Raw genomic sequence first — 23,593 nt, forward strand, 5'->3', positions numbered from 1 at the left:
CTGCATGATCGCACAACGAACACCTTAGGGGAGAGACCCAATGTACGAGACCAATTATCACCGCGCTGACAGCCTTGCGGATGCCGCATCCAAGATCGGCGAAGAAGGCAAATACCTGTCCGGCGGACAGACGCTGTTGCCAACTATGAAGCAACGCCTTGCCGCCCCGTCGGACCTCATCGACCTGTCGAAGATCAACGGTCTGAGCGGCATCGAAGTGAATGGGAAATCCGTCAAAATCGGCGCCATGACCACCCACGCCGAAGTCGCCAACCACTCCGGTCTGCGCGACGCCTGCCACGCCATTTCCGAAATGGGCGGCTGGATCGGCGACCCCCATGTGCGCCACCGCGGCACCATCGGCGGCTCCATCGCCAACAACGATCCGGCAGCTGACTACCCGTCTGCAATGCTTGCGCTCAACGCGACCATTCACACGGACCAACGTGAGATCGCAGCCGACGATTTCTTCACCGGCATGTTCGACACCGCATTGAAGGAAGGTGAAATCGTCACCGCCGTTTCCTTCACCGCGCCGGAAAAATGCGGCTACGAAAAATTCCGTAACCCCGCCTCGCGCTACGCCATGGCTGGCGTCTTTGTCGCCCATCACGGCGATGCGGTCCGCGTCGGCGTGACCGGTGCATCTTCCGGCGGCGTTTATCGCCCCGCTGATATGGAAGAGGCACTTTCCGACAACTTCTCCGCCGACGCGCTCGACGGTTGCTCGGTGGATGAAGGCGACATGCTGTCAGACATCCATGGCTCCGCCGAATACCGCGCCCATCTGGTCAAGGTCATGGCCAAACGCGCGGTTGCTGCGGCTCACTGAGTTGGGCCAAATCTACACCACTTTGCGGCACCGGGGACTCGTCGTTCTCGGTGCCGTTTTAATTTGGGCGACCGCTGCACCTGCCAGTGATCTGCGCGCCGTGCCGGACGGTTTCCACCCCGTCGAACTGTCACCGAACCGAGTTGCGTCCGCCACAGTGTTCGGCGCGTTGGGCCGGTATCTGCCGCCGGGACCGGAAAGTCTGGAAGGGCGGCCTTCCTTCTCGATGAATGTGGTAAAGGCGGGTGATGTCTTGCGGGTCGATATCTCCGCAGGTGACTTTCTTGATGACTCCGTGAGCGGACAGGAGTTGATCGGCTATATCGGTCAGACGGACCGTGGTTGGAAGCTGCTGCAACTCCACGAGCGCTTCATCTGCTATCGTGGTGCGCCGGATGACCGAGGGCGTTGTCCCTAACGCACCGCCTCCAGCACCTTGAACCCGTCCCGGTGCGTCAGTGCTGAGAACCGCCGGAAGTGCTTCGTCAAAACGGCTTCATAGGGCAGGCGAGAGTTTGCAACCATCAACAGTCGTCCGCCTTGCGGCAGCGCTTTGGACGCCGCTTCAATGAACGTCTGCCCCAACGCAGGTTCCGCAGCCCGCGAAGTGTGGAAGGGTGGGTTCATGATGATCGTGTCGAACGTGCCGCCCCCATTTGAACGAAGAGGCGCTTCGCTGGTAATGTCACACCAGCTAAAGCTTGCCGCGCCGGGTGCATTGATCTTGGCAGCTTCCAGCGCAGCATGGTCAGCCTCGTAAAGTTCGATATGTTCGACACTGACCTCCAGCGCTTTGGCGGAAAGATACCCCCAACCCGCGCCGAAATCCGCAACTCGCCCATGCAGTTTGCCCACGAACTGTTCGGCCAACAGCGCTGACCCCTTGTCGATATCGCGCGCAGAAAACATGCCTGGCGCGACATGGAATTCGTGGTTCACGGCAGGCGCTTCCGCAAGCGGCCAGTCGTCGCCACTCTTTATCAACCAGAAGACAACCGCGTGATGTTTAGACAAGCTGCCCGCGACCTCGGTGCGCCGGCCCGCCCATTTGCGCAACGCCTTCACGCTGGAATTCGTATCTCCTGCAAAAGCAACCACGCCACCTTCACGCGTTGCATTCCACGCGCGGGCGAGATTGCGCTCGTTGGCGATGCGGTTGCGGTTCGCCAGAACCAGCGCACCTGCCCTGCTGATCTCATCACGCTCCGCGGCCGTGTTATAACCAGCCTGTTCTAAGGCGAGGTAGAAGCCTCGATGCCCCTGCTCGCATAACACTTCCGGCAGTGCTCCACCGGGCAAGGGTTGAGCCTCAAGAAACAGCCAATCGCCATCTGGCTGCGGCAGCAGGTCTTGATCAAAAGGCAGCAGCAGGGTGTCGCGGGCGTCAGCCATATGGTGGATCCGGTGGACGGGGGTAAATTGAACAGCCTGTGCGCTTTACAACAGCGCCCGTCACTTGGCACTGCTGAAAGTGGCCGCAGCTGCAAATGTCCGGTCCATCGAACCAAGCACAGGAACTTCTTTCATGTTGCGACTAACTATCTTTGCTTCAAGCATTTTGGGTCTGCTCACCCTGCAAGCCTGCCAAACGCTGTCGAAAGAAGAATGCGCCGTCGCCGATTGGGCGCTCATTGGTGAACGGGACGGTTCGGCGGGACGATCGCTGGGATATATCTCCAAACATATTAAAGCCTGCTCGAAATCCGGCCAACCGGTGGATCAGCCTCGTTGGCAGGAAGGTCATGCCCTCGGTGCGCGCCGCTATTGCACCCCGGACAATGGTCTCCTGGTTGGCAACATAGGATCGACCTACAACAATATCTGCGCCGCAGATCAGCAGGCCGGGTTTCTCGATGGCTACAATCTCGGCAAGGAACGCTACGCACTGCTACAGCGCCGAAGCAGCGAGGTGAGCAATATCAGTACCGCGAAGTCAGGAATCGATGACATCAATGAAAAATTCGCAGCCGGTGTGCGAACGCAGTCGGATGTCATCGCAGAAAGGCGGAAATTTCGTCGTGAAATCAGGCAGGCGAAGTTAGATATTGACGATCTTGATTTTGAAATCGAACGCCTTGACCGCCGTATTTCCCGCGAAGGTTTTTCGCCGCCGCCAGCACCGGCACCCGTCTTCTAACGCATCGTGACGCGGTCGAACTGTTTGACGGTCGGCGGTGTCGATTGCCAGAAACCGGGTTGTTTGATGGAAGCGCGACCGAGATCATAAACACGCTGCAAATAGCCCGCCTCGAATGTCAGCGCGTCGGCTGGCGGGGGTATGTCATTGGGTATGGCGGACAGGCGGAAATTCGTGCCGGTGTTCTGCGAACGAACGTAACCGCGATAAAGTGTCTGTTGCATTAACTCGCGGGTCAAAGACGACACGGTTTTTCCGGCGATGCTTTTCAGGTTAGCTTCAATGGGAGCGTTCACATCTTCCAGGGCGAGCTGCCCGTTGACGATGACATAGAGATCGCGTTTGAGCGCAGGGCGTTTGAACAGAAAATCGGACAGGATAACCGGCGTCTTGATACCGCCATCGACATGGGCCTGACGCAACTGAACGCCGCGTGTTGGCTTTAGATAGACCGGCGGGAAGAACACCGGAATGGCAGCGGATGCACGCAGGATTTTCTGGAACGTCTGAACAGAGTTTGTACGCCCACCGCGCTCGCCTGCTGCCAGTGCGCCCATATTCCAGACCACCGTTTCGCCGGCATCCAGATTGACGGTTGCGACGTAGAGACGGCGCCCGGCGCGATGCTCGGTTGCCACCTTGTCAAGCAGTCCAGCAGTCACTTCGCGCTCGATCATGCGCTTCAGCGGCGCGTTGTCGAAAATGGAATCCCCCAACAAGCCTGTGATGCCGCGGCGTTTGAAGATGTCGTCCTCAGCAACTTCGGTGTAGAGGCGTTTCAACACCGGATCGTAGTCTGGCCCGAGAAAGGCGAGCACCGCCACCAGCGCGCCGGTGGAAACGCCCGCTACGACATCAAATTTCGGCCGCGTACCGGCTTCGGTCCAGCCGTTGAGAATGCCCGCGGACCAGGCACCGTCCACCCCGCCACCGGACAGAGACAGGATTTTCAAGTGCGGCGTCACTCGTGAGTTGACTGGATCGAGCACGCCCGCATCGACCGAATTGACGTCCACCGCTTCCTGCGGCGTGATCGCGGCGATGGAGGACGCGGTTTCAGGCCGCGTGACCTGACAGGCCGCGAGCGTGAGCGTTAGGAGAAGGGCAACCGCGATACGCATGTCAGAAGGCGCGTTTCTGTTGAACGTGCGGGCACTCTAGCGGTGCGGCGGCGGAATCCAAGGGCGGCCCTAAGACAACGTTCCCGACGTTGCGGCCCGGTCACAGTACCAACCTCAGTCAAAGTTACAGTCTGAGGTCGCAGCTGCGCGACCCCGCCAGCGGAAAGCTGCGAGGGGATGGGAAGTCGGGAACCGGTGGGGCGTGAAAGCCAACCTTATGCCGGTAGTTTCGGCGAGAACGGTTGCCCGTCACGCCCCACCCGGTTCTGCTGCGGGCGTCGCGAAAAACGCCTTTCCCCTCACACACCACTCCGTGCACGACCCTTGCGAGCCGCATCCGGTCCCTGCCAGCCCCCGCACGACGCGGCGACCCAGAAAGAGAGCGCGGGGCTCCGAAAGATGAATGGCCGTTACATCACCCACCCCGGAAGAACCGCCCCCTCACGACAGCCGAACGGTGCGCACCGCCGGTTCCCTGTGAGGGGATGGAGTGATTATGAAGTGGGATTGTAGGGTGGGGAGAAATTTTCTCTGTGCTTGGTCGAACGCATCGAAAGTCAGCTATGTGAACGAAGCGACAAAATTGAATTTTTGGTAGGAGGTCTTGGACGTGCGGGAAGTGGTCATTGTTAGCGAACGTCACAACCGCACCGAAGGAGATGTAGGAAATTTATTCGCATGGAATTTTGCAATAGGCTGCCGCAGGAATATCATTTAATGTGGCAGCCTAGTCCAGTGTATACTGATATGTGGATAAATTTTTTGAACTAGCGACCGTTACCAAAACAATCGGCCCACACAATGATTGCATAGGCTGACATCATCGCAGCAGAAACGATCTGTTTGTCCAAACCCGCGAGAGCTCCAGCATAGGCGATACAGATTACCGCATGTGAAATTTTGACAAGAATCATATCATTTTCCTCAATCTACGACCCTTGAACCAAAGCGGCGGGCCTAGAGTATGAGGTGCGGGATGCGTTTGATCTCGTAGTTGGAGTAAGGTTGACGGGAAGGCCTGCTAATTGCACCAATACCGTGGTTTTTCCGAAATAGTTGATGCGAGGTTGTCAAGTGAGTGAGATTCACGCTTTTGCTGAACTCATGCGCCTTAGGCTCAAGGAGATGGAGACCAATTCTGTTTGGCTTGCTGCGCGAGTTGGTGCGCAGAAGGGACAGGTGTCCAGATGGTTAAATGCAAAGCACGACATTTCACATATCAATAAGAAACGGATAATTGATGAGCTAAACTTAACTCACGACCCAAGACTCAAAGATGTCACTGAGCCAACGAACTGGAACCCATGGTGGCAGCTTGAAATAGACAAGGGGACCTTCAAATCAAAAGCGTCACCTGAGCAAGATTCAGCTATAAAAAGTTACCTGCGTGGAGGATATCCGTCACCTAAGATTGTCAAAGATGGAATGGTTCCCCACACAGACCAAGTTGAACGAGTGTTGACGTCCATTGAAACTGGAAACGTTATTACCGTTTTGAATGCGCCAATCGGCGAAGGTGTGACATCCACATTGCTACAGTTTCTTGAGCTAATGACTCGCGAAGAACCCAAGACGATTGTTTACTGGAGCTCTGGCGGAAAATTGCCTGACACCCCGCCACCGCCAGACGGCAAGGTCGTGGTCGTTGCAGATCGACAGTATGGTGGCATCAAATTTCCGACTTGGTGCTGTAAGATAGACAACACTGACCAGCAGTCACTTCATCTGGTTTTGGGTTGCCGTGAAAAAGATCGGCGCTGGCTGGAGAGAAAACTTGAGGTAGAAGTTCACGCAATACCATTGGAAAGGACCCGGCCTGAGGACGCTGATAAATACGTCGGTTTGATCAAAAAATTTGAAGCCTTCGACAACTCAGATGTAGACTTGAAATTGCTCTTTTCTGAGGAGCTTAAAGGCGCTTCTGGGTTTGGCTTGCTGCCGGCAATGATTGCTGCAACGCGGGGTGAGGCGCTGTACATGCGGTATCGGCGGCTCGTCGAAGAATATGAAATTGGTAGCCATGAGTTTCACACAATGGCCAGTGCCGTGTGGCTATTTGATATCAATGGTCGGATCGCACATGGTCGTTTGCCGAAATTCGGCGAACTTATCGCGCATGTAAGGCGTCACACGGAGGCACAAGGACTCGCGGCAGACGATAGCGAGTCTATTGTCAGGGAATTTTTTGGACGGTTGTTGGGCGAGGTCGCCGTGGTTGGATTGGGCAGCTACGAGTTCCGCCACCCAAGGATTGCACAGCTTCTATTTAGAGAAATCTTTGGGACGTCGGCGAACAAGTCTCGACCACAAGGCACTTTCCGTGCGTCAAAATGGGCACATTATGCCACATTTTCTGAGGTCGGCCCACATAAGCAGATGACTCCCAATCCTCCGAAACTATCAGCACTTGCAAACAACATGGTGTATCTAGTGGGCTACGATCGCGCTAACAAAATTTCACACGAAAGTCCGAAGGCTATTGAGGATGTTGTAAGATATACGATTGATCAGTTGTTCATGGAGGAAGGAAATGTAGTAAAGTCTGATTACTTCAGATACCTATCGAGGGGACTGGCTCAACTATCAAAATATTACAATTCTGAAGATCCGAAATCTGTCGAACTCATTGACGAGTCTGTGGCTTTGATCGAGGCCTCTATTGAAAAAGAGAAATCTCCGGAATTAATTGTTTATCATGCAAACACCTTACGCGGACTGCCGGGAACAACCCGTGTAACAATAGGTAGTGAACGTTTGACTTGGTTCGAACTATGTGACGAAGCAAGAAAGGCGACGAATCCGGAAAATGTGGAAAATATAAGTATCGAAACTTTACGAATTATTCTCCGCGGAACTCCAAGGCCTGGACGTGTTTATCCGACCAGAGTATTTGAAAATCTTGCAGACAACTGCGCTCGCGCAAATTTCCCGATTTCGAAAAAATTTACACCTGATCGATTGGAACTATTATGTAATCTCTCAAGTTGGGCGGCTAGTGACTTCGTTGGTTCGGATGGTATTCACTTTCGCGTACCCGACGGAGATTACGATGACCAAATTCTGCGAACAAATAGAGCTATTCTGTATCAAATATGGAAAGAAATCGCACGATTGTGCAAAATTACGGCAAGTAATGAAGGCGAACCGCCGAATTCATTGAAATCTCATATTGAAGGTGTGTATTTCCGCTGGCTTAAGGTCGAGAAAAACAACCCCAGCAAGCATCTGACAAAGCTGCAACGGGAAGCCTTGTTAAGTGCATTAACGGATCAGAATTTTACTAGCTTGGCCGATGCTCTTCCAGATAGATCTTAAAGACGTCAATTTGTTAGGGCGAGCGTCCTGAATTTCAACAAGACGGTTTTGAACACTCCACCTAAATTGATACCAAACTGCCCTGAACGATGTTGAGCGCTGAGTATCACCAACATACGAAGCGTTGTTTCGCTCGCTGCGCAGCATTTGTACATTTGGGCTCTAAGAAAAAGTCCACCTCACAGATTGTCGGGTGACAGCGGCGCCGAAGAACAGAAAAAAGGCGCTACGGTTTCCCGCAGCGCCCTTTTGCATTCTCAATTCAGGCCCGTATCAGGCGGCGAAGAGCCGCCCGACCGTCAGGTCGCCCCCGCGGAGCGACCGGCCCGTAGGCCGGTCTGCGTGAGCGCAAACCCAATCGGGCGAACCCGAAAAAGTCGAAGCCTCTAGGCTTCGTCTTCTTCATCCTCATACTCTTCGCCCGTTTCCTGATCGACGACTTTCATCGACAGGCGGACTTTGCCGCGATCGTCGAAGCCCATGAGCTTGACCCAGACTTTGTCGCCTTCGTTGACGACGTCTGTGGTTTTGCCCACGCGCTCATCGGCCAACTGGCTGATGTGGACGAGGCCGTCCTTGGCGCCGAAGAAGTTCACGAAAGCACCGAAGTCGACCGTCTTCACGACCGTACCCTGATAGATTTCGCCGACTTCCGGATCGTCCGTGATGGAGCGAATCCACTTGAGTGCAGCATCGATTGCTTTGCCGTCGGAGGACGCCACTTTCACGGTGCCATCGTCTTCGATGTTCACCTTGGCGCCGGTTTTTTCCACGATCTCGCGGATGACCTTACCGCCGGACCCGATGACTTCACGGATCTTGTCGGTGGGGATTTTGAAGCTCTCGATGCGCGGGGCGAATTCACCCAGCTCGGAGCGACCTTCGGTCAACGCTTTGGACATTTCGTTCAGGATGGTCTCGCGACCGCCTTTGGCCTGCTCCAAAGCAATCTTCATGATGTCTTCGGTGATGCCGGTGATCTTGATGTCCATCTGCAGCGAGGTGATGCCTTCGGCAGTACCAGCCACTTTGAAGTCCATGTCGCCGAGGTGGTCTTCGTCACCCAGGATGTCGGAGAGGACCGCGAAGTCGTCGCCTTCCTTGATGAGGCCCATGGCGATGCCGGCAACAGGTGCCTTCAGCGGAACGCCAGCATCCATGAACGCAAGCGATGTGCCGCAAACGGTGGCCATGGAGGACGAGCCGTTGGACTCGGTGATCTCGGAAACCGCACGCAGCGTGTAGGGGAAGTCCTCCTTGGACGGCAGAACCGCTTTCACAGCGCGCCATGCCAGCTTACCGTGGCCGATTTCGCGGCGTGAGGTGAAGCCGATGCGACCCGTTTCGCCGACCGAATAGGGCGGGAAGTTGTAGTGCAGCAGGAAGTTTTCTTTGTACGTGCCGGTCAGCGCGTCGATGAACTGCTCATCATCGCCTGTGCCCAATGTTGCGACCACGATGGCCTGCGTTTCACCACGGGTGAAGAGCGCGGAACCGTGGGTGCGGGGCAGAATACCGACCTGGGATTCGATCTGGCGCACGGTGTCGAGGTCACGACCGTCGATGCGTTTTTTGGTTTTGATGATCGAGCCGCGAACGACATTGGCCTGCACCTGTTTGAAGACGCCACCGAAGGTGGTTTTTTCTTCATCGGTGGATTCTTCGCTCAGGAACTTGTCCTTGGCGGTGGCTTTGGCTTCGTCGATGGCCGCGTAACGGTCCTGCTTGTCGGCGATGGTGTAGGCTTTTTCGATGGCCTTGCCGACCAGCTTGGTGACTTCGCCTTCGAGCTTGGAATTGTCCGGCACGGTGTGCGGACGTGGTTCCTTGGCGCATTTTTCAGCCAGCTGAATGACGGCGTCGATGACGGGCTGGAACTCTTCGTGGCCGAACATGACCGCACCGAGCATGACTTCTTCGGACAACACGTTGGCTTCCGATTCCACCATCAGCACGGCGTCGGTCGTACCGGCGACGATGAGGTCGAGATCGCTCTCGGGCATTTCATCGACATTGGGGTTCAACACGTAGTCGCCGTCGATCAGGCCGACGCGGGCACCGGCGATCGGGCCGCTGAACGGCACGCCGGAAATGGTCAGCGCTGCGGACGTCGCGATCATGGCGACGATGTCCGGGTTGTTTTCCATGTCGTGGGACAAAACGGTACAGGTAACCTGCGTGTCGTTCTTGTAGCCTTCAGCGAAAAGCGGACGGATCGGGCGGTCGATAAGACGGCAGACCAGCGTTTCGTTTTCGGAAGGACGCGCTTCGCGCTTGAAGAAGCCGCCCGGAATTTTACCGGCTGCATAGGCTTTTTCGATGTAGTTCACGGTCAGCGGGAAGAAGTCGAGGTGTGGCTTGGGCTTCTTCTCGGAGACGACGTTACACATGACGGTGGTTTCACCGTAAGTGACGATAACGGAGCCGTCGGCCTGACGGGCAACCTGACCGGCCTCGAGAGTAAGAGGGCGACCGCCCCATTCGATTTCGACGGTATGTTTTTCAAACATGGACATTCGGTTCTAGTTTCCTTCATCGCGGCCGCACGACGCCTATCGCCGTGCTGCGTGAACCGCGTGTGACCGCGCCTTAGTGATAAGGTTCGGTCCGTTCTGTTGTGTTCGGGGTTGTCTGCACATGGGTGCGGCCACGCGTACGCAACCGCATCATATGTCCGCCAGCGATAGCTCCTCGCTACCACCGCTTCGGCATCTTCAGGGCGCACCGTCCTGCTGCATTGCAGGCGCATTCGGTGTTTCCCCGTCGTCGGATCCGCCAAGGGCAAGACAATAAGCAACTGCGCGTTTCAGCAGTGGCTAACAATCCTGCCCCCTGACCCAAAGGACCACAAGAACACACGCGGACGACACATGCCTCCCACGCAAGCCGCAAGTAGCACCAAATGCGTGGCGGAACAATGGCGTGGGATTGCAGCCACTATGAAGCGCTGTCAGGCAGTTTCCAAGACGCGGGTCGTAAGTTTGGTATGTCCGCAATGGGGGCATGGTGGTGGCGGGGGTGGAGTGGTGAGCATTCGTTTCACTTTGGCGGCTACGTCTTTCAACGCCTCTTCAAAGTGTGCGGGACAGGCCGGTGCGAAGCGGGGTTTCGCCTCGTAGCGACTGGCCACATAGGCACGCTTAGCGTTGGTTTGTTGAAGATGCTTCACTGTGCTCGCTTCAAGGTTTAGACCTTTGGACTCAGCGAAATCGGTACGAGCGATAAGATCGTGTTTCAGACCGCGAATGTCGGCGACGGTTTGCCCGCGATGCAGCAACGCGGCGTTGAGGTAGAGTTCGACGGCATGGAGAGAGAGAAATCGAAACGGAGCCCAACTGGCAGCGTTTTTCTTCTTTCGCATTGGTAACACAAGCAGGGCCGCAGCGTCATAATGCTGCGCCAGTGCAAACAGGCTTTGCGCTGTTTCGTGGTCGCCGGGATAAGGGTCGTTGCAAGGTTCCATCATGAAACTTTGCGCCGCAAATGCTGAAATAAAATTGCGTCATTGTTTCAATTTTAATCGAACCGGATAAAAAGCTGTACGCGCAATCAAGCAGCTTCTCAAAGCGCGCGGATGCCTACTTGGAAAGTGAATGAATGCGGGGCGTGAAGATGTGGCTTTGGATTGTCGCAACGCTGGTAATGATCGCTATCATTGCTGCTGCCACATGGGCGTGGACGCCGGATCGCAGCCGCGCCGAGTTGGAAGCCAAATATCTAAGCGACCCTGCTGATATGATCGAGATCGCAGGGACCAGGCTGCATTTGCGCGACAGCGGTGCGGCCAAAAGTGGACGCACGGTTATCCTGCTGCATGGTCTCGGTTCCCACTTACAGACATGGGACGGGTGGGCCAATATTCTGGATGATGAATTTCGCGTCGTCTGTTTCGATTTTCCTGGCGCGGCCCTTTCTCCGCCGGACAGCACGGGCCGTTATGACGATGAGCGTGCATCGGAACTTTTGCTTGGGATCATGGATCACCTCGGCGTTGAGAATGCCAGCATCATTGGCAATTCCGTGGGTGGGCGCATCGCGTGGAAATTTGCCAGCCAGCACGGCGAGCGGGTCGAGAAACTCGTTCTTATATCGCCAGATGGATATGCAAGCCCCGGCTTCGCATACGGCAAGCCACCTGAGGTGCCCTTTATAATGAGCGCGATGAAATATGCGCTGCCAAAGAGCATGCTGCGCACAAACCTCGAAATAGCCTATGGCGACGAAACCCGCCTGTCTGATGCCACGATGGATCGCTACCACGACCTCATGCTTGCACCGGGCAACCGACAGGCATTGCTGGACCGAATGAAGCAAACTGTGCTGCAAAACCCGGAACCGTTTCTAAAGAAAATCACCGCGCCCGTGCTGCTGTTGTGGGGCGAAGAAGACCGTATGATCCCCGTCACCAACGCGCAGGATTATCTGGCCGTCCTGCCAGACGCCCGATTGGTCACATTGCCAGACCTGGGCCACGTGCCCTTCGAAGAAGCGCCAACAGAATCCATCAAACCGGTTCTCGATTTCCTCCAATAGAAACAAAAAAGGCCGCTCCGGTTTCCCGAAACGGCCTTAAAATTCATTCAAAACTCAATAGCCAACTCTTTGCCTCCAACAGGAGCGAAGAGCGACCGCTGCTTATGCAGCGCGCCCGCGCAGCGAAGGGCGAAGCCCGACAGCGTGAGCGCAAAGCAATAGAAGCTAGGCCAAAGGCCTAGCGCCTGATGCCCAGAGCTTCGATGAGTGTTTTGTAGCGTGCCTCGTCTTTGCCGCGGGTATAGTCCAGCAGCGAGCGACGTGTGGCGACCATGCGCAGAAGGCCACGACGTGAGTGGTTGTCCTTCTTGTTGGTCTTGAAGTGGCTGGTGAGGTTGTTGATCCGTTCGGTCAGGATCGCGACCTGCACTTCAGGGGAACCGGTATCGCCTTCGACGATTGCGTATTTTGCGACCAGTTCGGCCTTGCGTTCTGGAGTGATCGACATCGGGTGATCTCCTGTATGAGAGTGTAAAAAGACGCCCGCGCCGGGATGTCGTCCAGAGCGGGCCGTGAAAGCTGCGTGCCCAATGCGGGCGCAACCGCGCGGAATATAGGCTCAAGAGCGGATTTGCGCAACAGACAAGCTGCTTATTTAAGCAGCACGACGAACAGCGGCAGCATGGACATCACGGCAGAAACGGAGTCGTGCATTTACGCAACACAGTTAAGGGTCTTGACGCGAACAGGGTGACAAAAGCCATGTTAGAGCGATATAGCGGGTTCTATGGACGGTCCAAGTCGTGAAGCAGCGCGGGACTTTGTAAGTGGTGTGACTAAAGCGATGCGGCAAATTATGACAATCAAACAGACCCTGTGTGCCGTTTTGGTGGCTACATTTGCAACTGTCGGTCTTGGTATTTCGGGTGCCGCGCACGCTGCAGATGCTGCACGCGCTGACGCGGACCCCGTTCCGCAGGGCGACCTCAGCTCACCGTATTTCGACAACAAACCGGACCGTGGCCTTTGGTCGGTGATGATCTTCGGCGGCCAGCTGACCGAGAACGAGCTTTCCGATATTGTTGTGCCCACCGAGGGTGCAAATTTCACCGACACGTCTTTCATCGGCGCGGCGCTGAACAAAGAAGTGTGGCGTTGGAAAGGTTTTTCCGTCGAGGCCGAAGGTGGCATCGGTTACCAGTTCGGTGACTTTCGCGGTCAGGACAACTCCTCGTTTCAGGCATGGGGCGCGCTTTACGGCCGCTACGACGCCTTCCCGTGGAACCACATCATTCACACATCCATCGCGGGCAGCATCGGTCTGAACTATACATCCGAGAAGACAGCGTTTGAGAATTTCGAGACACCGGGCGCAGGCCAGACGAAAAACATCCTGCATTACTTCTCGCCCGAGATTGCCTTCTCTTTGCCGAGTGATCTCAACAAAGAAGTCGTGTTCCGCCTTCACCACCGCTCAGGCGCCAGCGGCGCATTCGGCTGCGATGGTTGCGGTTCCAACTTCGTCACCGTTGGCTATCGCCACCGGTTCTAGCTTGCGCTCACGCAGATCGGCTTTGCCGATCGCTCCGCGAGGGCGGCGCAGTTAGCGCCGGGCGGGCTTGTCCGCCTTGGCTTGCTTTTAATCTGGCGACTGACTTGCCTCTAGCGTTTTACGCCTTCCAGCAGCTTATCTGAAAACGCCTCATCGTCTGCGCCGAAATGCAGAACGCTCACGTCGCCGGTTGGCTCCATCACAACGGCTCTGACGCGGGACAAATCCAGCGCGTTTGCTTCACGTAACTTGCCGTAGAGATCTGCTTCTGTGACACCGGCTTTCTTTAAATTGCCAGTTAGTATTTCGCCATGTTCCATGATGAGCATCGGGCAGTTGTCGGTGGTGTCTTCAAATCCGGTCCACCGCACCCGCAATCGTGCAATGATGCCCTGCACGATGAACAGGGCCAAGAAGGCCACGGCAAATTTCCATGCAGGAGTCGATAGTGTCGTAACACCTGCTGCGAGCACCGAGCCCATGGCAACGGTGATCGCAAAATCGAACCCTGACATTTTGGAAAACGACCGCAGGCCCTGAAGCCGCGTCAGTAAAATGAGCAACGCCACCAGAAAAATGGTGCGTAAGATGATGTCGATAAAGTCTGGCATCGGGTGGTTCTCCATCGTGTGAAAAAACCAACCACGAACCGGCTACGCGGTTCCGTCCCAGGGGTGATTAGCGCGTCCGCCTAACGGCGGTTGCGCTTCAGCCATGTGTTCCACTGGCTGCGGCTGCCGTTCCAGGCGTTTATGTCTACGGGGCCTTCGATGCCGCGAATTTTGCCGGTGCCGGTATATTGCCAGAACGTCCACGGACGGCTGCCGTAGATATATTTTGGCTCCGCCTTCACCGAACGCAGCCAGTATTGGTAGCCGGGCAATTCGCCGTTCGACAGGTTCTCAGCGTGGAAATCTACGGTCGTGTAGATAATCGGTTTTTGCCCGTAATGGGCTTCGATAATCGTCAGCCATTTGGCCAGCACGGCACGAACCTTGGCAGGCGCTGGACGGCCTTTGCACGATGGTGATGACGGGTTCCATTCAACATCGAGGATCGGTGGCAGCGAACGCTGTGATTTTGGCACGGTGCGGATGTAATTTGCCGCCTGCGCTTCGGGCGTCGCGCAGAAATAATAGAAATGATAGGCCGAGCGCGGAATGCCGGAAGCGCCCGCCTGCTGCCACCATTTGGAAAATGACGGATCGACATCATCCTTGCCCTCGGTCGCTTTAACGAATGCGAAGTCGATGCCCTCACGCTTGATCGTGCGCCAGTTCACCGCCGGATTGTAGCGCGAAATATCAATGCCATGGACGACGAAATCCGAGGGCTGTTTGCCCTTGATTTTCACCGGATCAAAATCGCCATATTTCAGATGCGAGGTCGTCTGCACGCGCACCGCTTTTTCCAAGCTGTAGGTTTCCTCAGTACAGGCGGACAAAGCCACCACGGGTACGAGAGCAAGCAACGACAGACGCGAAGACAGTTTCATGGCGGCACTCCGGAGACCGGTAGCCGCTGAGGGAAGAAGGCGCATGGCACCACCGGTCGGGTAAGAAGACGAAATGCGAGTCCATACGTTCATGGTAAAGAAAGCCTGAAGGAATTGGCGAGATCGCCTGTCCGATGTGATTTTGTCACCCGTCTTTAACCTTCCGGGCAACGTAACGAAATGGACTTTTGTCACACTTCAACGACCCGGTCAGGAGCCGGGGTCGGGCCACATCAAGTTCTGACCGGAAAGTGAACGCCGGTAACCAACGAAGGCGATAGAAAATTTCTTGCAAAAACCGCGGGTTTCGCAATCGGGCTGACTGCGCTAACCTTCATCGCAGGGGCAGAGCTTTGCTGATTGAGCGGGCGTGCAAGAAGGGTGGGCCTGTTGGCGAAGGAAGACGAATACGACGCCGCCAACAAGCCGCTGGAAACGCGCCTCATGCGTTTTATCTGGCGGCAGACACGTGGTGAGCAGATATGGCTGCTTTTTGTTATCATCATCTCGATGGTCCCTTATTTCCTGATCCTCAACCTGCCAGTCAAAATCATCAATGAACCGATCCAGGGGGTCGGCTTCGAGACTGCCACGGCAACTCAAACCTTTTTCGATCTGAGCTTGTCCCTGCCGGAATTTCTGGGTGGTGCCGGTTTCACGCTCTACGAAGGCATGCAGCTGGAACGCTGGCCTTATCTCATCGCGCTATCGTGCTCGTTTCTGGCGTTGGTCTGCGTTAACGGGCTCTTCAAATTCTACATCAACACCTACAAGGGCCGCTTGGGCGAACGGATGTTGCGCCGCATGCGCTACAATCTGGTCGACCGCGTGCTCCGCTTCCCGATTTCTCACTTCAAGCGGGTGAAGGGTTCCGAAGTCGCTTCCATGGTGAAGGACGAGGTGGAACCTTTCGGCGAGTTCATCGGTGATGCTTACGTTCAGCCGGTCTATCTGGGTGGGCAGGCGCTGGTGGCCTTCGTGTTCATACTGCAGCAGAGCATGTGGCTGGGCATGATTGCCGTGTCGATCATCGCGGTTCAGATGGTCATCATCCCGTGGCTGCGGAAGCGTGTGCTGGAACTGGGTCGCCAACGCCAGTTGACCGCGCGACTGCTGTCGGGCCGCATCGGCGAAATTGTTGAGGGCATCACCTCGGTCCACGTCAACGACACGTCGAACTATGAACGTTCGGAACTTGCCAACCGGTTGGGCAAGATTTTCTTCATCCGCTACGAGCTGTACCAGCGAAAATTCTTCATCAAGTTCCTGAACAATTTTCTCGCCCAGCTAACGCCGTTTCTTTTCTATGTTGTGGGTGGTTATTTCGCCATTCGCGGCACGTTGAATGTCGGCCAGCTGCTCGGCGTCATCAACGCCTACAAAGACTTGCCGACGCCCATCAACGGCTTGATCCAGTGGGACCAGAAGCGCGTCGATATCGACATCAAATACGCGCAGATCGTTGAGCAGTTCAACGTTACGGGCATGAGCGATTCCCGCTTGCAGGCCGCTACCACCGAAAAAGTGGAGCCGCTCACCGGAACCATCGAAGTCTCCAATCTGCAGGTCACCGACGATACCGGTTCGGTGCTGTTGCAGGACGCTGATTTTACACTGCCGGTGGATGGCATAACCGCCGCCATTGGCCCGCTGGGTTCCGGCGCAGGCGTGATGGCCAACGCGCTGGCCGGTCTGGTCAACCCGAGTGCTGGCCGCCTGCGGATCAACGGTTCCTCGCTCACCGATCTTCCCCAATCCGTGCGTGGCCGCCGTTTCGCTTATGCGGGGTCGGAAAGCTATTTGCCGCAAATGACGCTGCTGGATTCGCTGCTCTATGTGAACAAGCACGCGCCGCTGACGGAGCCGGATTATTCCTGCCTCATAGAGCCGCTGCATCCGCGCACCGAGCTTGAGGCGAAGGCTGCGGGCAACACGCTATTGAACTATTATTCCGACTGGGTGGACTACGATGCCATGGGCATTTCCGGCCCGGACGAGGTACTACCACGTCTGCGTGATGTGCTGGACCTTGTGGAGATGGACGAGGTCGTCACCGGCCTCGCGATGCGCCAGCGCCTCGACCCGGAAGAGACGCCGCAATTGTGTGAGAAATTGGTAGAGGTTCGTTCCACCCTGCGCCAACGCATCGACGGATCACAACTCGCCAATCTGGTGGAGGTCTGGGACCGCGAGACGTATAACGAGCATGCCACGCTGGCCGAAAACCTGATTTTTGGAACCGCAGCACAGGCCGATGAGCTGACAGCGGCGGGCATCGTGGAAAATGAATATGTGCGCGAGGTTCTGTCCAAAACCGGCCTGGACCGCGACATGTTCGAGATGGGTATCGAACTGGCGGATACGGCCATCGAACTCTTCGCCGACCTGTCCCCGGACAACCCGTTCTTCGAGCAGCTCAACTTCATGACGCCCGAAGAGCTGGAGGCATATCCGCCTGTGCTATTGCGCGCCAAAGAAGAAGGCTTCGACAAACTGGGCGCGACTGACCGCAACATGCTGTTGCAATTGCCGATGAATTACATCGAAAAACGCAACCGTTTGAAGCTGATGGACGCGAGCACACAGACGCGCATTCTTGAAGCGCGCAAGATGCTGCACGATAATCCGCCGGCAGACTTCACCGATGCTGTCACCGCATATGATGTCACGCTCTACAGCCCGATGGAGTCTGTGCAGGACAACATCCTGTTCGGTCGCATCGCGCAGGGTGTGCAGAACGCGCAGGAACAAGTGCAGGAAGCGATCACCGATCTGCTGAAAGAAATGGGGCTGGAGGAAGAGATTTTCTCCATCGGCCTACAATTCGATATTGGCACCGGCGGCAAGCGCCTGTCGGAAGGTCAGCGCCAGCGCATCATTTTGGCGCGCGGTCTGTTGAAAGGGTCCGACCTGTTCATCGTAAATCGCGGCCTCAATTCGCTCGACCAACGCAGCCAGGAGCGCTTGGTCAAGAAAGTGCTCGCCCGCGCCCGTGGTGATGAGGGGCTGGGTCGTCCGTTTGGCCTGTTGTGGATCCTCACCGCGCCACACATCGCAACGGAATTCGATAAGGTCATGGTGTTTGATCGGCAGCGGCTGAAAAGCTACGACGAGCCATCGGCACTGCAGGAAAATGATGATCTGTACCGGTCATTGGTGTCGTGATGGAGCAACACCTGAACCCGGCAATGGAAACCACGATGACACAGGCCTGTTGCGTCGGCTTGGCGCTTGTTGTGAAACCAAATAAGAAGAAAACGAGCTTTGGCTTCTGCCGAAGTTCTGTAGCTGATCGCAAGCTCCGTAGAACGGGCGTTCGAACAATGTGGGGGTCAAGATCATGAGCAAACTTACGGAAGAGGTCGATCTTCTGCGCTCGATTCCGATGTTTGCGGGAATGCCCGCCAACAAGCTCAAACTGCTGGCCTTCGCGTCCGACCACATCACGGTTGCTGACGGCGACATGCTGTTCAACCAGGGCGATGATGCTGATGCTGCCTATATCGTAATCGAGGGTGCGGCCGATGTTTTGGTGGCCTCGGAAGCTGGTGCAGAACCCAGCCGCGTGGCCCAGCTTGGACGCAATTCGGTGATCGGCGACATGGCCATTTTGGCTGACATTCCCCGCACCGCATCTGTACGTGCGGAAGGCGAGTTGGAAATTCTCAAAATCAGCCGCGATCACATGATGGATATGGTCAAGGATTCTCCCACACTGGCACTGGCAGTGCTGAAAGAACTGGTTGAGCGTCTGGCTCGTACCACTCATGATCTATCTGAAGCGAAAAGCGAGTTGGCGGGCCTGAAAAAGGCCTCCTGAACCATGGCAAAACGTCCTTTCTCTGCCCGCATATGGGGCGCGCGCGGCACGTTGGCTTCGCTGTCCGGCTATAACAGCCGCTATGGCGGGAACACGGCTTGCGTCGAGATTACCTGCGGCAAGCACCGCCTTATCTTTGACGGTGGTTCCGGTCTGCGGATGATGGGCGATGAAATCATGGCGCAGCGGGCCATGATGTCTGAGGACGCGACGCCGGACCCGATCCATCTGTTTTTCACCCATTGCCACTACGATCACATTTCCGCGCTTCCCTTTTTTGGGCCATTCTTCGACCCCACTGTGACCGTCAACCTGTGGTCCGGCCATCTCGATGGTCCGGATAAAACACGCAAGATGGTCGAGAATTATATGAAACCGCCCTATTTCCCTGTCGGTCCCGAAGTTTTCTCTGCAACGCTGGCCTATCGCGATTTTGAAGCCGGCGATGAGCTGGAGCCAATTCCCGACGTGACCGTCAAAACAATTTCGCTCAATCACCACGACAAGTGCATTGGCTACCGTGTCGAGTTTGATGATCGCGCCATTTGCTACATGACCGACACAACGCACATTCCCGGCGAACCGGATCAGAACATCATCGAAGCCTGCCGCGATGCCGATCTGATGATCTACGACGCCACCTATACGGATGAAGAGTTTCCGCAATTCTGGAATTTCGGCCACTCCACCTGGCAAGAGGGTGTGCGCTTGGCGAAAGCGGCAAGCGCGGAACGGCTTTGCCTGTTCCACCACCGCCCAAGCCGCACCGATGATGCGTTGGATGAAATCGGCAAGCAGGCGCGTAAGGAATTTCGAAAATGCGAGGTGGGGCGCGAAGGTCTGGTCATCGCAGTATGACGCGCGCCGTAAGCGTCGCTGTGTCCACCGCTACCGGCAGGTTTCACCATGAGTGAAACGCGGCCACAGACCACCGCCCGTAACACCGCATCTGTGGCCGGCCTGCTGGCACAGCCTGCTCGGCACATTTGGCCGCGTGAGGGTAAAGGCGGTCTTCCTGCTCGTGTTCGCGAGGCAATTGCCGAGAACGAATACGTCTCGGAAATTCTGGTCAAAGCGATCCAGTTTATCATCTTCGCGCTGTGGGGATTGGCGTGGTTGGCATCGCCAAAACCGGAGCCCGACACGGTATCCCAAGTGCCGTGGATCATCGGTGCCTATCTAGTCTTCACCGGAATTCTGCTCTTAATGGCAATGCGGCGCACCATGCCGTCAGCGCTCATCTATCTGTCCACCGTGCTCGACATGGTGTTGCTGACAATGCTGATCTACTCCTTCCACATTCAATATATGCAGCCCGCTTCGTTTTCACTGAAGACCGTGGAGGTGATGAATTTCTGCGTTCTCATCGCATTGCGCGCGCTGCGTTTTGAAGCCCGCTACGTTATTGCGGCAGGCGCTGCTGCAATAACGTGCTGGACTGCGTTGGTTATCTATGTGGTGAGCACCGTTCCCGGTGACCCGATGATCACGCGGGACTACGTCACCTATCTCACATCAAACTCGGTGTTGGTGGGGGCGGAAGTGTCGAAAATCATTTCGATGCTGATGCTCACCGTCATTCTTGCCATCGCTGTGCGCCGCGCCAAGAGCTTCCTTGTGGCTTCTGTGACGGAAGGTGAAGCAGCCCACGATCTGTCGCGTTTTCTGCCGATCTCGGTGGCTGAACAGGTGCGTGACAGCGAAGAGCCGGTAGAAGCGGGCAAGGGTGTGCGGCGGCAGGCAGCAATTTTGAACATCGACATTCGCGGCTTTACCGCTCGTGTCGCCAACCGCCCGCCTGCAGAAACCGTGGAACTTTTGTCCGGCTATCAGGCACGTATTGTGCCGCTGGTGCACAACAACGGTGGCGTGATCGATAAATATTTGGGCGACGGCATCATGGCGACATTCGGTGCCTCAAAGGCCAATGAAACCCAGTGCGCTGATGCGCTGCGCTGCATAGACGCGGTATTGGAAGACCTTCCCAATTGGCGGGCCCCGCAAAACGAACTTGAGGTCAATTTGGCCGTCGCCGCAGGACCCGTTATTTTCGGCGCTGTGGGTGATCAGGACCGGCTGGAGCTCACCGTCATCGGCCCCAGCGTAAACCTTTCGGCCAAGCTGGAAAAGCACAACAAGGAGCTCGGCACACGCGCATTGTGCAGCCGTAATTTTTACGAGACAGCGCTGGCGCAGGGCTATGAAGCTAAACGTGAGCCAGTTTACATAATGTCGCGCATGGACGACCGCACGGCCGAGATGGAAATGGTGGTGTTGGCGTGAGCGTTGAGGCTAACCCAGAGCGCACAGGCTTTGAACGGATAGAGCGACACCCGGCCAGCTGGTGGCGGCGCAGGCATTGGTGGATGGAGCAACGTGGCGTCCGGCTTTGGAGCGGCATGGTGCTGTTCGTCTATGTCACGTCCCATCTGTTCAACCACATGCTTGGTCTTTGGTCGATTGCGGCCATGGAAGGTTGGCTTTCCATTGTACAGCAAATCTGGCGGTCGTGGCCTGGCTCAGTGGCAATCTACGGCTCACTTATAGCCCATACCGGCACGTCACTTTGGACGGTCTACGCGCGTCGCTCCATGCGGATGAAACCTTCAGAGTGGCTGCAGCTCGCGCTGGGACTCGCCATCCCCTTCCTGCTGCTCACCCACGTTATGGGCACGCGCTACGCGCACGAATTCTACGGCATTCGTGACAGCTATTCCTATGTGCTGATGTCGACTTTCGTTTTCGATTACGTGGCGGGCTGGATGGATGCGGCAGGGCTGGTCGCGGCGTGGCTGCACGGATGTATAGGATTGTATTTCTGGGTGCGGTTAAAGCCATGGTTCACCCGCAAGGTTGCTGATGTGGGACTGGTGCTTGCTACGCTTTGGCCCCTGCTGGCGCTGGGCGGTTTCCTCTCCGCTGGTCGGGCGATCATTCCGCTGTCGCAAGACGGCGAGTATATGGGGGAGTATTACGAGCGGTTGCGGTGGCCTGATGACGAAATGCTGGCCAGCCTTTTCGGAGACATAAGCAACACCCGTTGGGTGTTGGGTGCCGTTATTATATCGCTGGTTATTGCCCGTATCGCCCGCACGATCGCAGACCGCCGGCGCGAACGGGTGCGTATCGGCTATGTGGACGGTCCCGATGTGGTTGAAACGCGCGGGCCGAACCTGCTGGAAATCAGCCGTATGGCCGGTGTTCCCCATGCCAGTGTGTGCGGCGGACGTGGCCGTTGTTCCACCTGCCGTGTGCGCGTGGTGGAAAACGATATGCCGCTGCCTCCGCCGGATGAAAACGAGGCCCGTGTGTTGTCGCGTATCCGCGCTGAAAGCGACGTGCGCCTTGCCTGCCAGTTGCGCCCGCAAGGCAAGATGCGCGTGTTGCGCCTCTTACCATCCGACACTTCCATTCGCGCAGCTGCACGACAGGAAAGCTGGTCATCGGGCCGTGAGCAAACGGTAACGGTCATGTTCGCTGATCTTCGCAATTTTACGGCCACCGCAGAAAAGCGCCTGCCCTTCGATGTGGTCTATCTCATCAATCAGTTCAGCCGTGCCATGGGCGAGGCGGTGGAAGCTGAAGGCGGTCGCATCGACAAGTTTCTTGGCGACGGGTTCATGGCTATCTTTGGGATCGAAACCACGGCTGCCAAAGGTGCACGAGGTTCCGTGGACGCTGCGGCTGCCATGATGGCTGCGCTAAAAGATTTGAACGATAGGTTGGCAAGTGACCTCGACCAACCGCTGCGCATGGGCATCGGCCTGCATACAGGTTCGGTAATTCTGGGCGACATGGGTTATGGCTCGTCGCGGGGGCTGACCGCCATCGGCGATGTGGTAAACACTGCCAGCCGGTTGGAAGCCGCCACCAAAACAGAAGGCTGCGTGCTTTGTGTTTCTGCCGTGACCACAAAGCTTGCGGGCGTAGCGCCGTCGCCCGCCACCCGACGCGAAATTCAGGTGCGCGGACGCGACGAACCTGTCATTATTCACGCCATCGACGATCCCGCCGTTCTGGTCGCAAATTCGGCTGAATCATCACCCAATTTTACCCAATCCGCTGAAGTTCAAGAGGAAATAGCTCCATGACACTGCGCCTTGTTAAAGCCTGCGCTGCCGCCGCCCTGCAGGCGGCCACCATTGCTCTTCCTGTTGTGGGTACAGGCTTTGTGGCCCTGTTTGCCAGCACGATGCCTGCTATGGCGGCCTGTGATGACAAGCCTCAAGCGGAAGTGGATTGGTCCAACTGCCGCAAGAGAAATGTGATCCTGTCCGGCTACAATTTCTCACTCGCCAATCTCAACCAGACCGATCTGTTCGGTTCCGATCTGCGGGACGTCAAATTCGACGGCGCGGACATGACCAAGTCCATTCTCACCCGCGCTAATCTTTCTAATTCTTCGTTGAAAGGCGTCGGTCTGTCGAAGGTCGAAGGAAGCCGCACGGTTCTGCAAAACAGCGATTTTACCGATACCGACTTCACCAAAGCGGAAATGTTCCGCAGTGATTTTTCCGGCTCGATTTTGAAGAACGTCAACATGAACAAGTCCGAGTTCAGTCGCGCGAATTTCACTGGCGCAGATCTGAGCGGAGCGATGATCACATTCGCCAATATCTCTCGCGCTAATCTGGCAGATGCCAAGCTCGACGGCACCGACTTCAGTAGCTCCTGGATGTATCTGGCCAAGGTCGCTGGCGTAGATATGTCCGCCACAAAGGGACTAACTCAGGAACAGGTGGACCTGACCTGCGGAGATGACGCGACCGTATTGCCGGAAGGTCTGACCGCGCCGGAAGGCTGGCCCTGCATCGACGAAGATCAAGAGTGATCGGCCACGACTGACGG

20 protein-coding genes are annotated in these 23,593 nt (G+C 56.2%); 12 read left to right on the forward strand and 8 right to left on the reverse strand.

Translation table 11 applies throughout. From position 1 onward, the window contains the following. Nucleotides 1-40 precede the first annotated feature (40 nt). The gene (locus tag R2A130_RS12605; protein ID WP_009464882.1) at nt 41-832 is read left to right on the forward strand and encodes a xanthine dehydrogenase family protein subunit M; all 792 of its coding nucleotides are present in this window, start codon (nt 41-43) and stop codon (nt 830-832) included. Continuing rightward, nucleotides 816-1,250 carry a hypothetical protein gene (locus tag R2A130_RS12610; protein WP_156798512.1) on the forward strand — a complete coding sequence of 145 codons (435 nt, stop codon included), beginning with the start codon at nt 816-818 and terminating at the stop codon, nt 1,248-1,250. The genes R2A130_RS12605 and R2A130_RS12610 overlap by 17 nt, the downstream gene beginning before the upstream one ends. Here R2A130_RS12610 and R2A130_RS12615 read toward each other — a convergent pair. Further along, nucleotides 1,247-2,224, reverse strand: a complete 978-nt coding sequence (locus R2A130_RS12615) for a class I SAM-dependent methyltransferase (protein ID WP_009464884.1) — start codon at nt 2,222-2,224, stop codon at nt 1,247-1,249. The genes R2A130_RS12610 and R2A130_RS12615 overlap by 4 nt on opposite strands. Before the next feature lie 133 nt (nt 2,225-2,357). Here R2A130_RS12615 and R2A130_RS17680 point away from each other — a divergent pair, with 133 nt between their 5' ends. Then, entirely contained in the window at nt 2,358-2,969 is a 612-nt protein-coding gene (locus R2A130_RS17680) for a DUF2799 domain-containing protein (protein ID WP_156798513.1), read from the forward strand. Here R2A130_RS17680 and R2A130_RS12625 read toward each other — a convergent pair. After that, entirely contained in the window at nt 2,966-4,090 is a 1,125-nt protein-coding gene (locus tag R2A130_RS12625; protein ID WP_009464886.1) for a patatin-like phospholipase family protein, read from the reverse strand. The two genes, R2A130_RS17680 and R2A130_RS12625, sit on opposite strands and share 4 nt — an antisense overlap. 767 nt (nt 4,091-4,857) lie before the next feature. After that, nucleotides 4,858-5,004 carry a hypothetical protein gene (locus R2A130_RS18505; protein WP_009464887.1) on the reverse strand — a complete coding sequence of 49 codons (147 nt, stop codon included), beginning with the start codon at nt 5,002-5,004 and terminating at the stop codon, nt 4,858-4,860. Between the two features lie 160 nt (nt 5,005-5,164). On the opposite strand from R2A130_RS18505, the gene R2A130_RS12630 reads away from it, so the two are divergent. Then, nucleotides 5,165-7,405, forward strand: a complete 2,241-nt coding sequence (locus R2A130_RS12630; protein ID WP_156798514.1) for a hypothetical protein — start codon at nt 5,165-5,167, stop codon at nt 7,403-7,405. 386 nt (nt 7,406-7,791) lie between these two features. On the opposite strand, the gene pnp is transcribed toward R2A130_RS12630, so the two are convergent. Then, nucleotides 7,792-9,915 (reverse strand): polyribonucleotide nucleotidyltransferase, encoded by a 2,124-nt coding sequence (gene pnp / locus R2A130_RS12635; protein ID WP_040305985.1) that lies wholly within the window; start codon nt 9,913-9,915, stop codon nt 7,792-7,794. Between the two features lie 440 nt (nt 9,916-10,355). Beyond that, complete coding sequence (locus tag R2A130_RS12640; RefSeq protein WP_009464890.1) at nt 10,356-10,871, reverse strand: hypothetical protein; 516 nt, start codon at nt 10,869-10,871, stop codon at nt 10,356-10,358. Nucleotides 10,872-11,002: 131 nt separating this feature from the next. Here R2A130_RS12640 and R2A130_RS12645 point away from each other — a divergent pair, with 131 nt between their 5' ends. After that, nucleotides 11,003-11,938, forward strand: coding sequence for an alpha/beta fold hydrolase (locus R2A130_RS12645; protein ID WP_009464891.1), 936 nt, complete (start codon nt 11,003-11,005; stop codon nt 11,936-11,938). A gap of 178 nt (nt 11,939-12,116) precedes the next feature. Here R2A130_RS12645 and rpsO read toward each other — a convergent pair whose 3' ends face one another. Beyond that, the gene (gene rpsO, locus R2A130_RS12650) at nt 12,117-12,386 is read right to left on the reverse strand and encodes a 30S ribosomal protein S15 (protein ID WP_009464892.1); all 270 of its coding nucleotides are present in this window, start codon (nt 12,384-12,386) and stop codon (nt 12,117-12,119) included. A 348-nt stretch (nt 12,387-12,734) separates the two neighbouring features. Here rpsO and R2A130_RS12655 point away from each other — a divergent pair, with 348 nt between their 5' ends. Then, nucleotides 12,735-13,430, forward strand: coding sequence for a hypothetical protein (locus tag R2A130_RS12655; protein ID WP_050786153.1), 696 nt, complete (start codon nt 12,735-12,737; stop codon nt 13,428-13,430). Nucleotides 13,431-13,540: 110 nt separating this feature from the next. Here the strand turns inward: R2A130_RS12655 and R2A130_RS12660 are convergent, their stop codons facing one another. Together R2A130_RS12660 and R2A130_RS12665 are read right to left on the reverse strand one after the other, a co-directional pair. After that, a complete protein-coding gene (locus R2A130_RS12660) occupies nt 13,541-14,041 on the reverse strand; it encodes a DUF421 domain-containing protein (protein ID WP_009464894.1) in 501 nt (166 codons plus the stop codon). A gap of 80 nt (nt 14,042-14,121) precedes the next feature. Beyond that, on the reverse strand, nt 14,122-14,925 hold the full coding sequence (locus tag R2A130_RS12665; protein WP_009464895.1) for a GH25 family lysozyme: 804 nt from the start codon (nt 14,923-14,925) through the stop codon (nt 14,122-14,124). Nucleotides 14,926-15,285: 360 nt separating this feature from the next. Between R2A130_RS12665 and R2A130_RS12670 the strand changes: the two genes are divergently transcribed. From R2A130_RS12670 to R2A130_RS12695, 6 genes are all read left to right on the forward strand, one after another. Continuing rightward, nucleotides 15,286-18,090 (forward strand): ABC transporter transmembrane domain-containing protein, encoded by a 2,805-nt coding sequence (locus R2A130_RS12670; RefSeq protein WP_156798515.1) that lies wholly within the window; start codon nt 15,286-15,288, stop codon nt 18,088-18,090. Between the two features lie 175 nt (nt 18,091-18,265). Then, nucleotides 18,266-18,745, forward strand: coding sequence for a cyclic nucleotide-binding domain-containing protein (locus R2A130_RS12675; RefSeq protein WP_009464898.1), 480 nt, complete (start codon nt 18,266-18,268; stop codon nt 18,743-18,745). Nucleotides 18,746-18,748: 3 nt separating this feature from the next. After that, entirely contained in the window at nt 18,749-19,603 is an 855-nt protein-coding gene (locus R2A130_RS12680; RefSeq protein ID WP_009464899.1) for an MBL fold metallo-hydrolase, read from the forward strand. Nucleotides 19,604-19,651: 48 nt separating this feature from the next. Then, complete coding sequence (locus tag R2A130_RS12685; protein ID WP_009464900.1) at nt 19,652-21,028, forward strand: adenylate/guanylate cyclase domain-containing protein; 1,377 nt, start codon at nt 19,652-19,654, stop codon at nt 21,026-21,028. Continuing rightward, a complete protein-coding gene (locus R2A130_RS12690) occupies nt 21,025-22,836 on the forward strand; it encodes an adenylate/guanylate cyclase domain-containing protein (RefSeq protein ID WP_156798516.1) in 1,812 nt (603 codons plus the stop codon). The genes R2A130_RS12685 and R2A130_RS12690 overlap by 4 nt, the downstream gene beginning before the upstream one ends. Then, on the forward strand, nt 22,833-23,576 hold the full coding sequence (locus R2A130_RS12695; protein WP_009464902.1) for a pentapeptide repeat-containing protein: 744 nt from the start codon (nt 22,833-22,835) through the stop codon (nt 23,574-23,576). The genes R2A130_RS12690 and R2A130_RS12695 overlap by 4 nt, the downstream gene beginning before the upstream one ends. Nucleotides 23,577-23,593 lie beyond the last annotated feature (17 nt).

This window comes from Ahrensia sp. R2A130 (genome assembly GCF_000179775.1).
GTDB lineage: Bacteria > Pseudomonadota > Alphaproteobacteria > Rhizobiales > Rhizobiaceae > Pseudahrensia.

Coding starts and splice junctions, on each gene's coding strand:
- R2A130_RS12685 (WP_009464900.1), top strand. CDS start 19,652: ATGAGTGAAACGCGGCCACAGACCACCGCCCGTAACACCGCATCTGTG.
- R2A130_RS12625 (WP_009464886.1), bottom strand. CDS start 4,090: ATGCGTATCGCGGTTGCCCTTCTCCTAACGCTCACGCTCGCGGCCTGT.
- R2A130_RS12695 (WP_009464902.1), top strand. CDS start 22,833: ATGACACTGCGCCTTGTTAAAGCCTGCGCTGCCGCCGCCCTGCAGGCG.
- R2A130_RS12640 (WP_009464890.1), bottom strand. CDS start 10,871: ATGATGGAACCTTGCAACGACCCTTATCCCGGCGACCACGAAACAGCG.
- R2A130_RS12615 (WP_009464884.1), bottom strand. CDS start 2,224: ATGGCTGACGCCCGCGACACCCTGCTGCTGCCTTTTGATCAAGACCTG.
- R2A130_RS17680 (WP_156798513.1), top strand. CDS start 2,358: ATGTTGCGACTAACTATCTTTGCTTCAAGCATTTTGGGTCTGCTCACC.
- R2A130_RS12660 (WP_009464894.1), bottom strand. CDS start 14,041: ATGCCAGACTTTATCGACATCATCTTACGCACCATTTTTCTGGTGGCG.
- R2A130_RS12680 (WP_009464899.1), top strand. CDS start 18,749: ATGGCAAAACGTCCTTTCTCTGCCCGCATATGGGGCGCGCGCGGCACG.
- rpsO (WP_009464892.1), bottom strand. CDS start 12,386: ATGTCGATCACTCCAGAACGCAAGGCCGAACTGGTCGCAAAATACGCA.
- R2A130_RS12675 (WP_009464898.1), top strand. CDS start 18,266: ATGAGCAAACTTACGGAAGAGGTCGATCTTCTGCGCTCGATTCCGATG.
- R2A130_RS18505 (WP_009464887.1), bottom strand. CDS start 5,004: ATGATTCTTGTCAAAATTTCACATGCGGTAATCTGTATCGCCTATGCT.
- R2A130_RS12655 (WP_050786153.1), top strand. CDS start 12,735: ATGACAATCAAACAGACCCTGTGTGCCGTTTTGGTGGCTACATTTGCA.
- R2A130_RS12605 (WP_009464882.1), top strand. CDS start 41: ATGTACGAGACCAATTATCACCGCGCTGACAGCCTTGCGGATGCCGCA.
- R2A130_RS12665 (WP_009464895.1), bottom strand. CDS start 14,925: ATGAAACTGTCTTCGCGTCTGTCGTTGCTTGCTCTCGTACCCGTGGTG.
- pnp (WP_040305985.1), bottom strand. CDS start 9,915: ATGTTTGAAAAACATACCGTCGAAATCGAATGGGGCGGTCGCCCTCTT.
- R2A130_RS12645 (WP_009464891.1), top strand. CDS start 11,003: ATGCGGGGCGTGAAGATGTGGCTTTGGATTGTCGCAACGCTGGTAATG.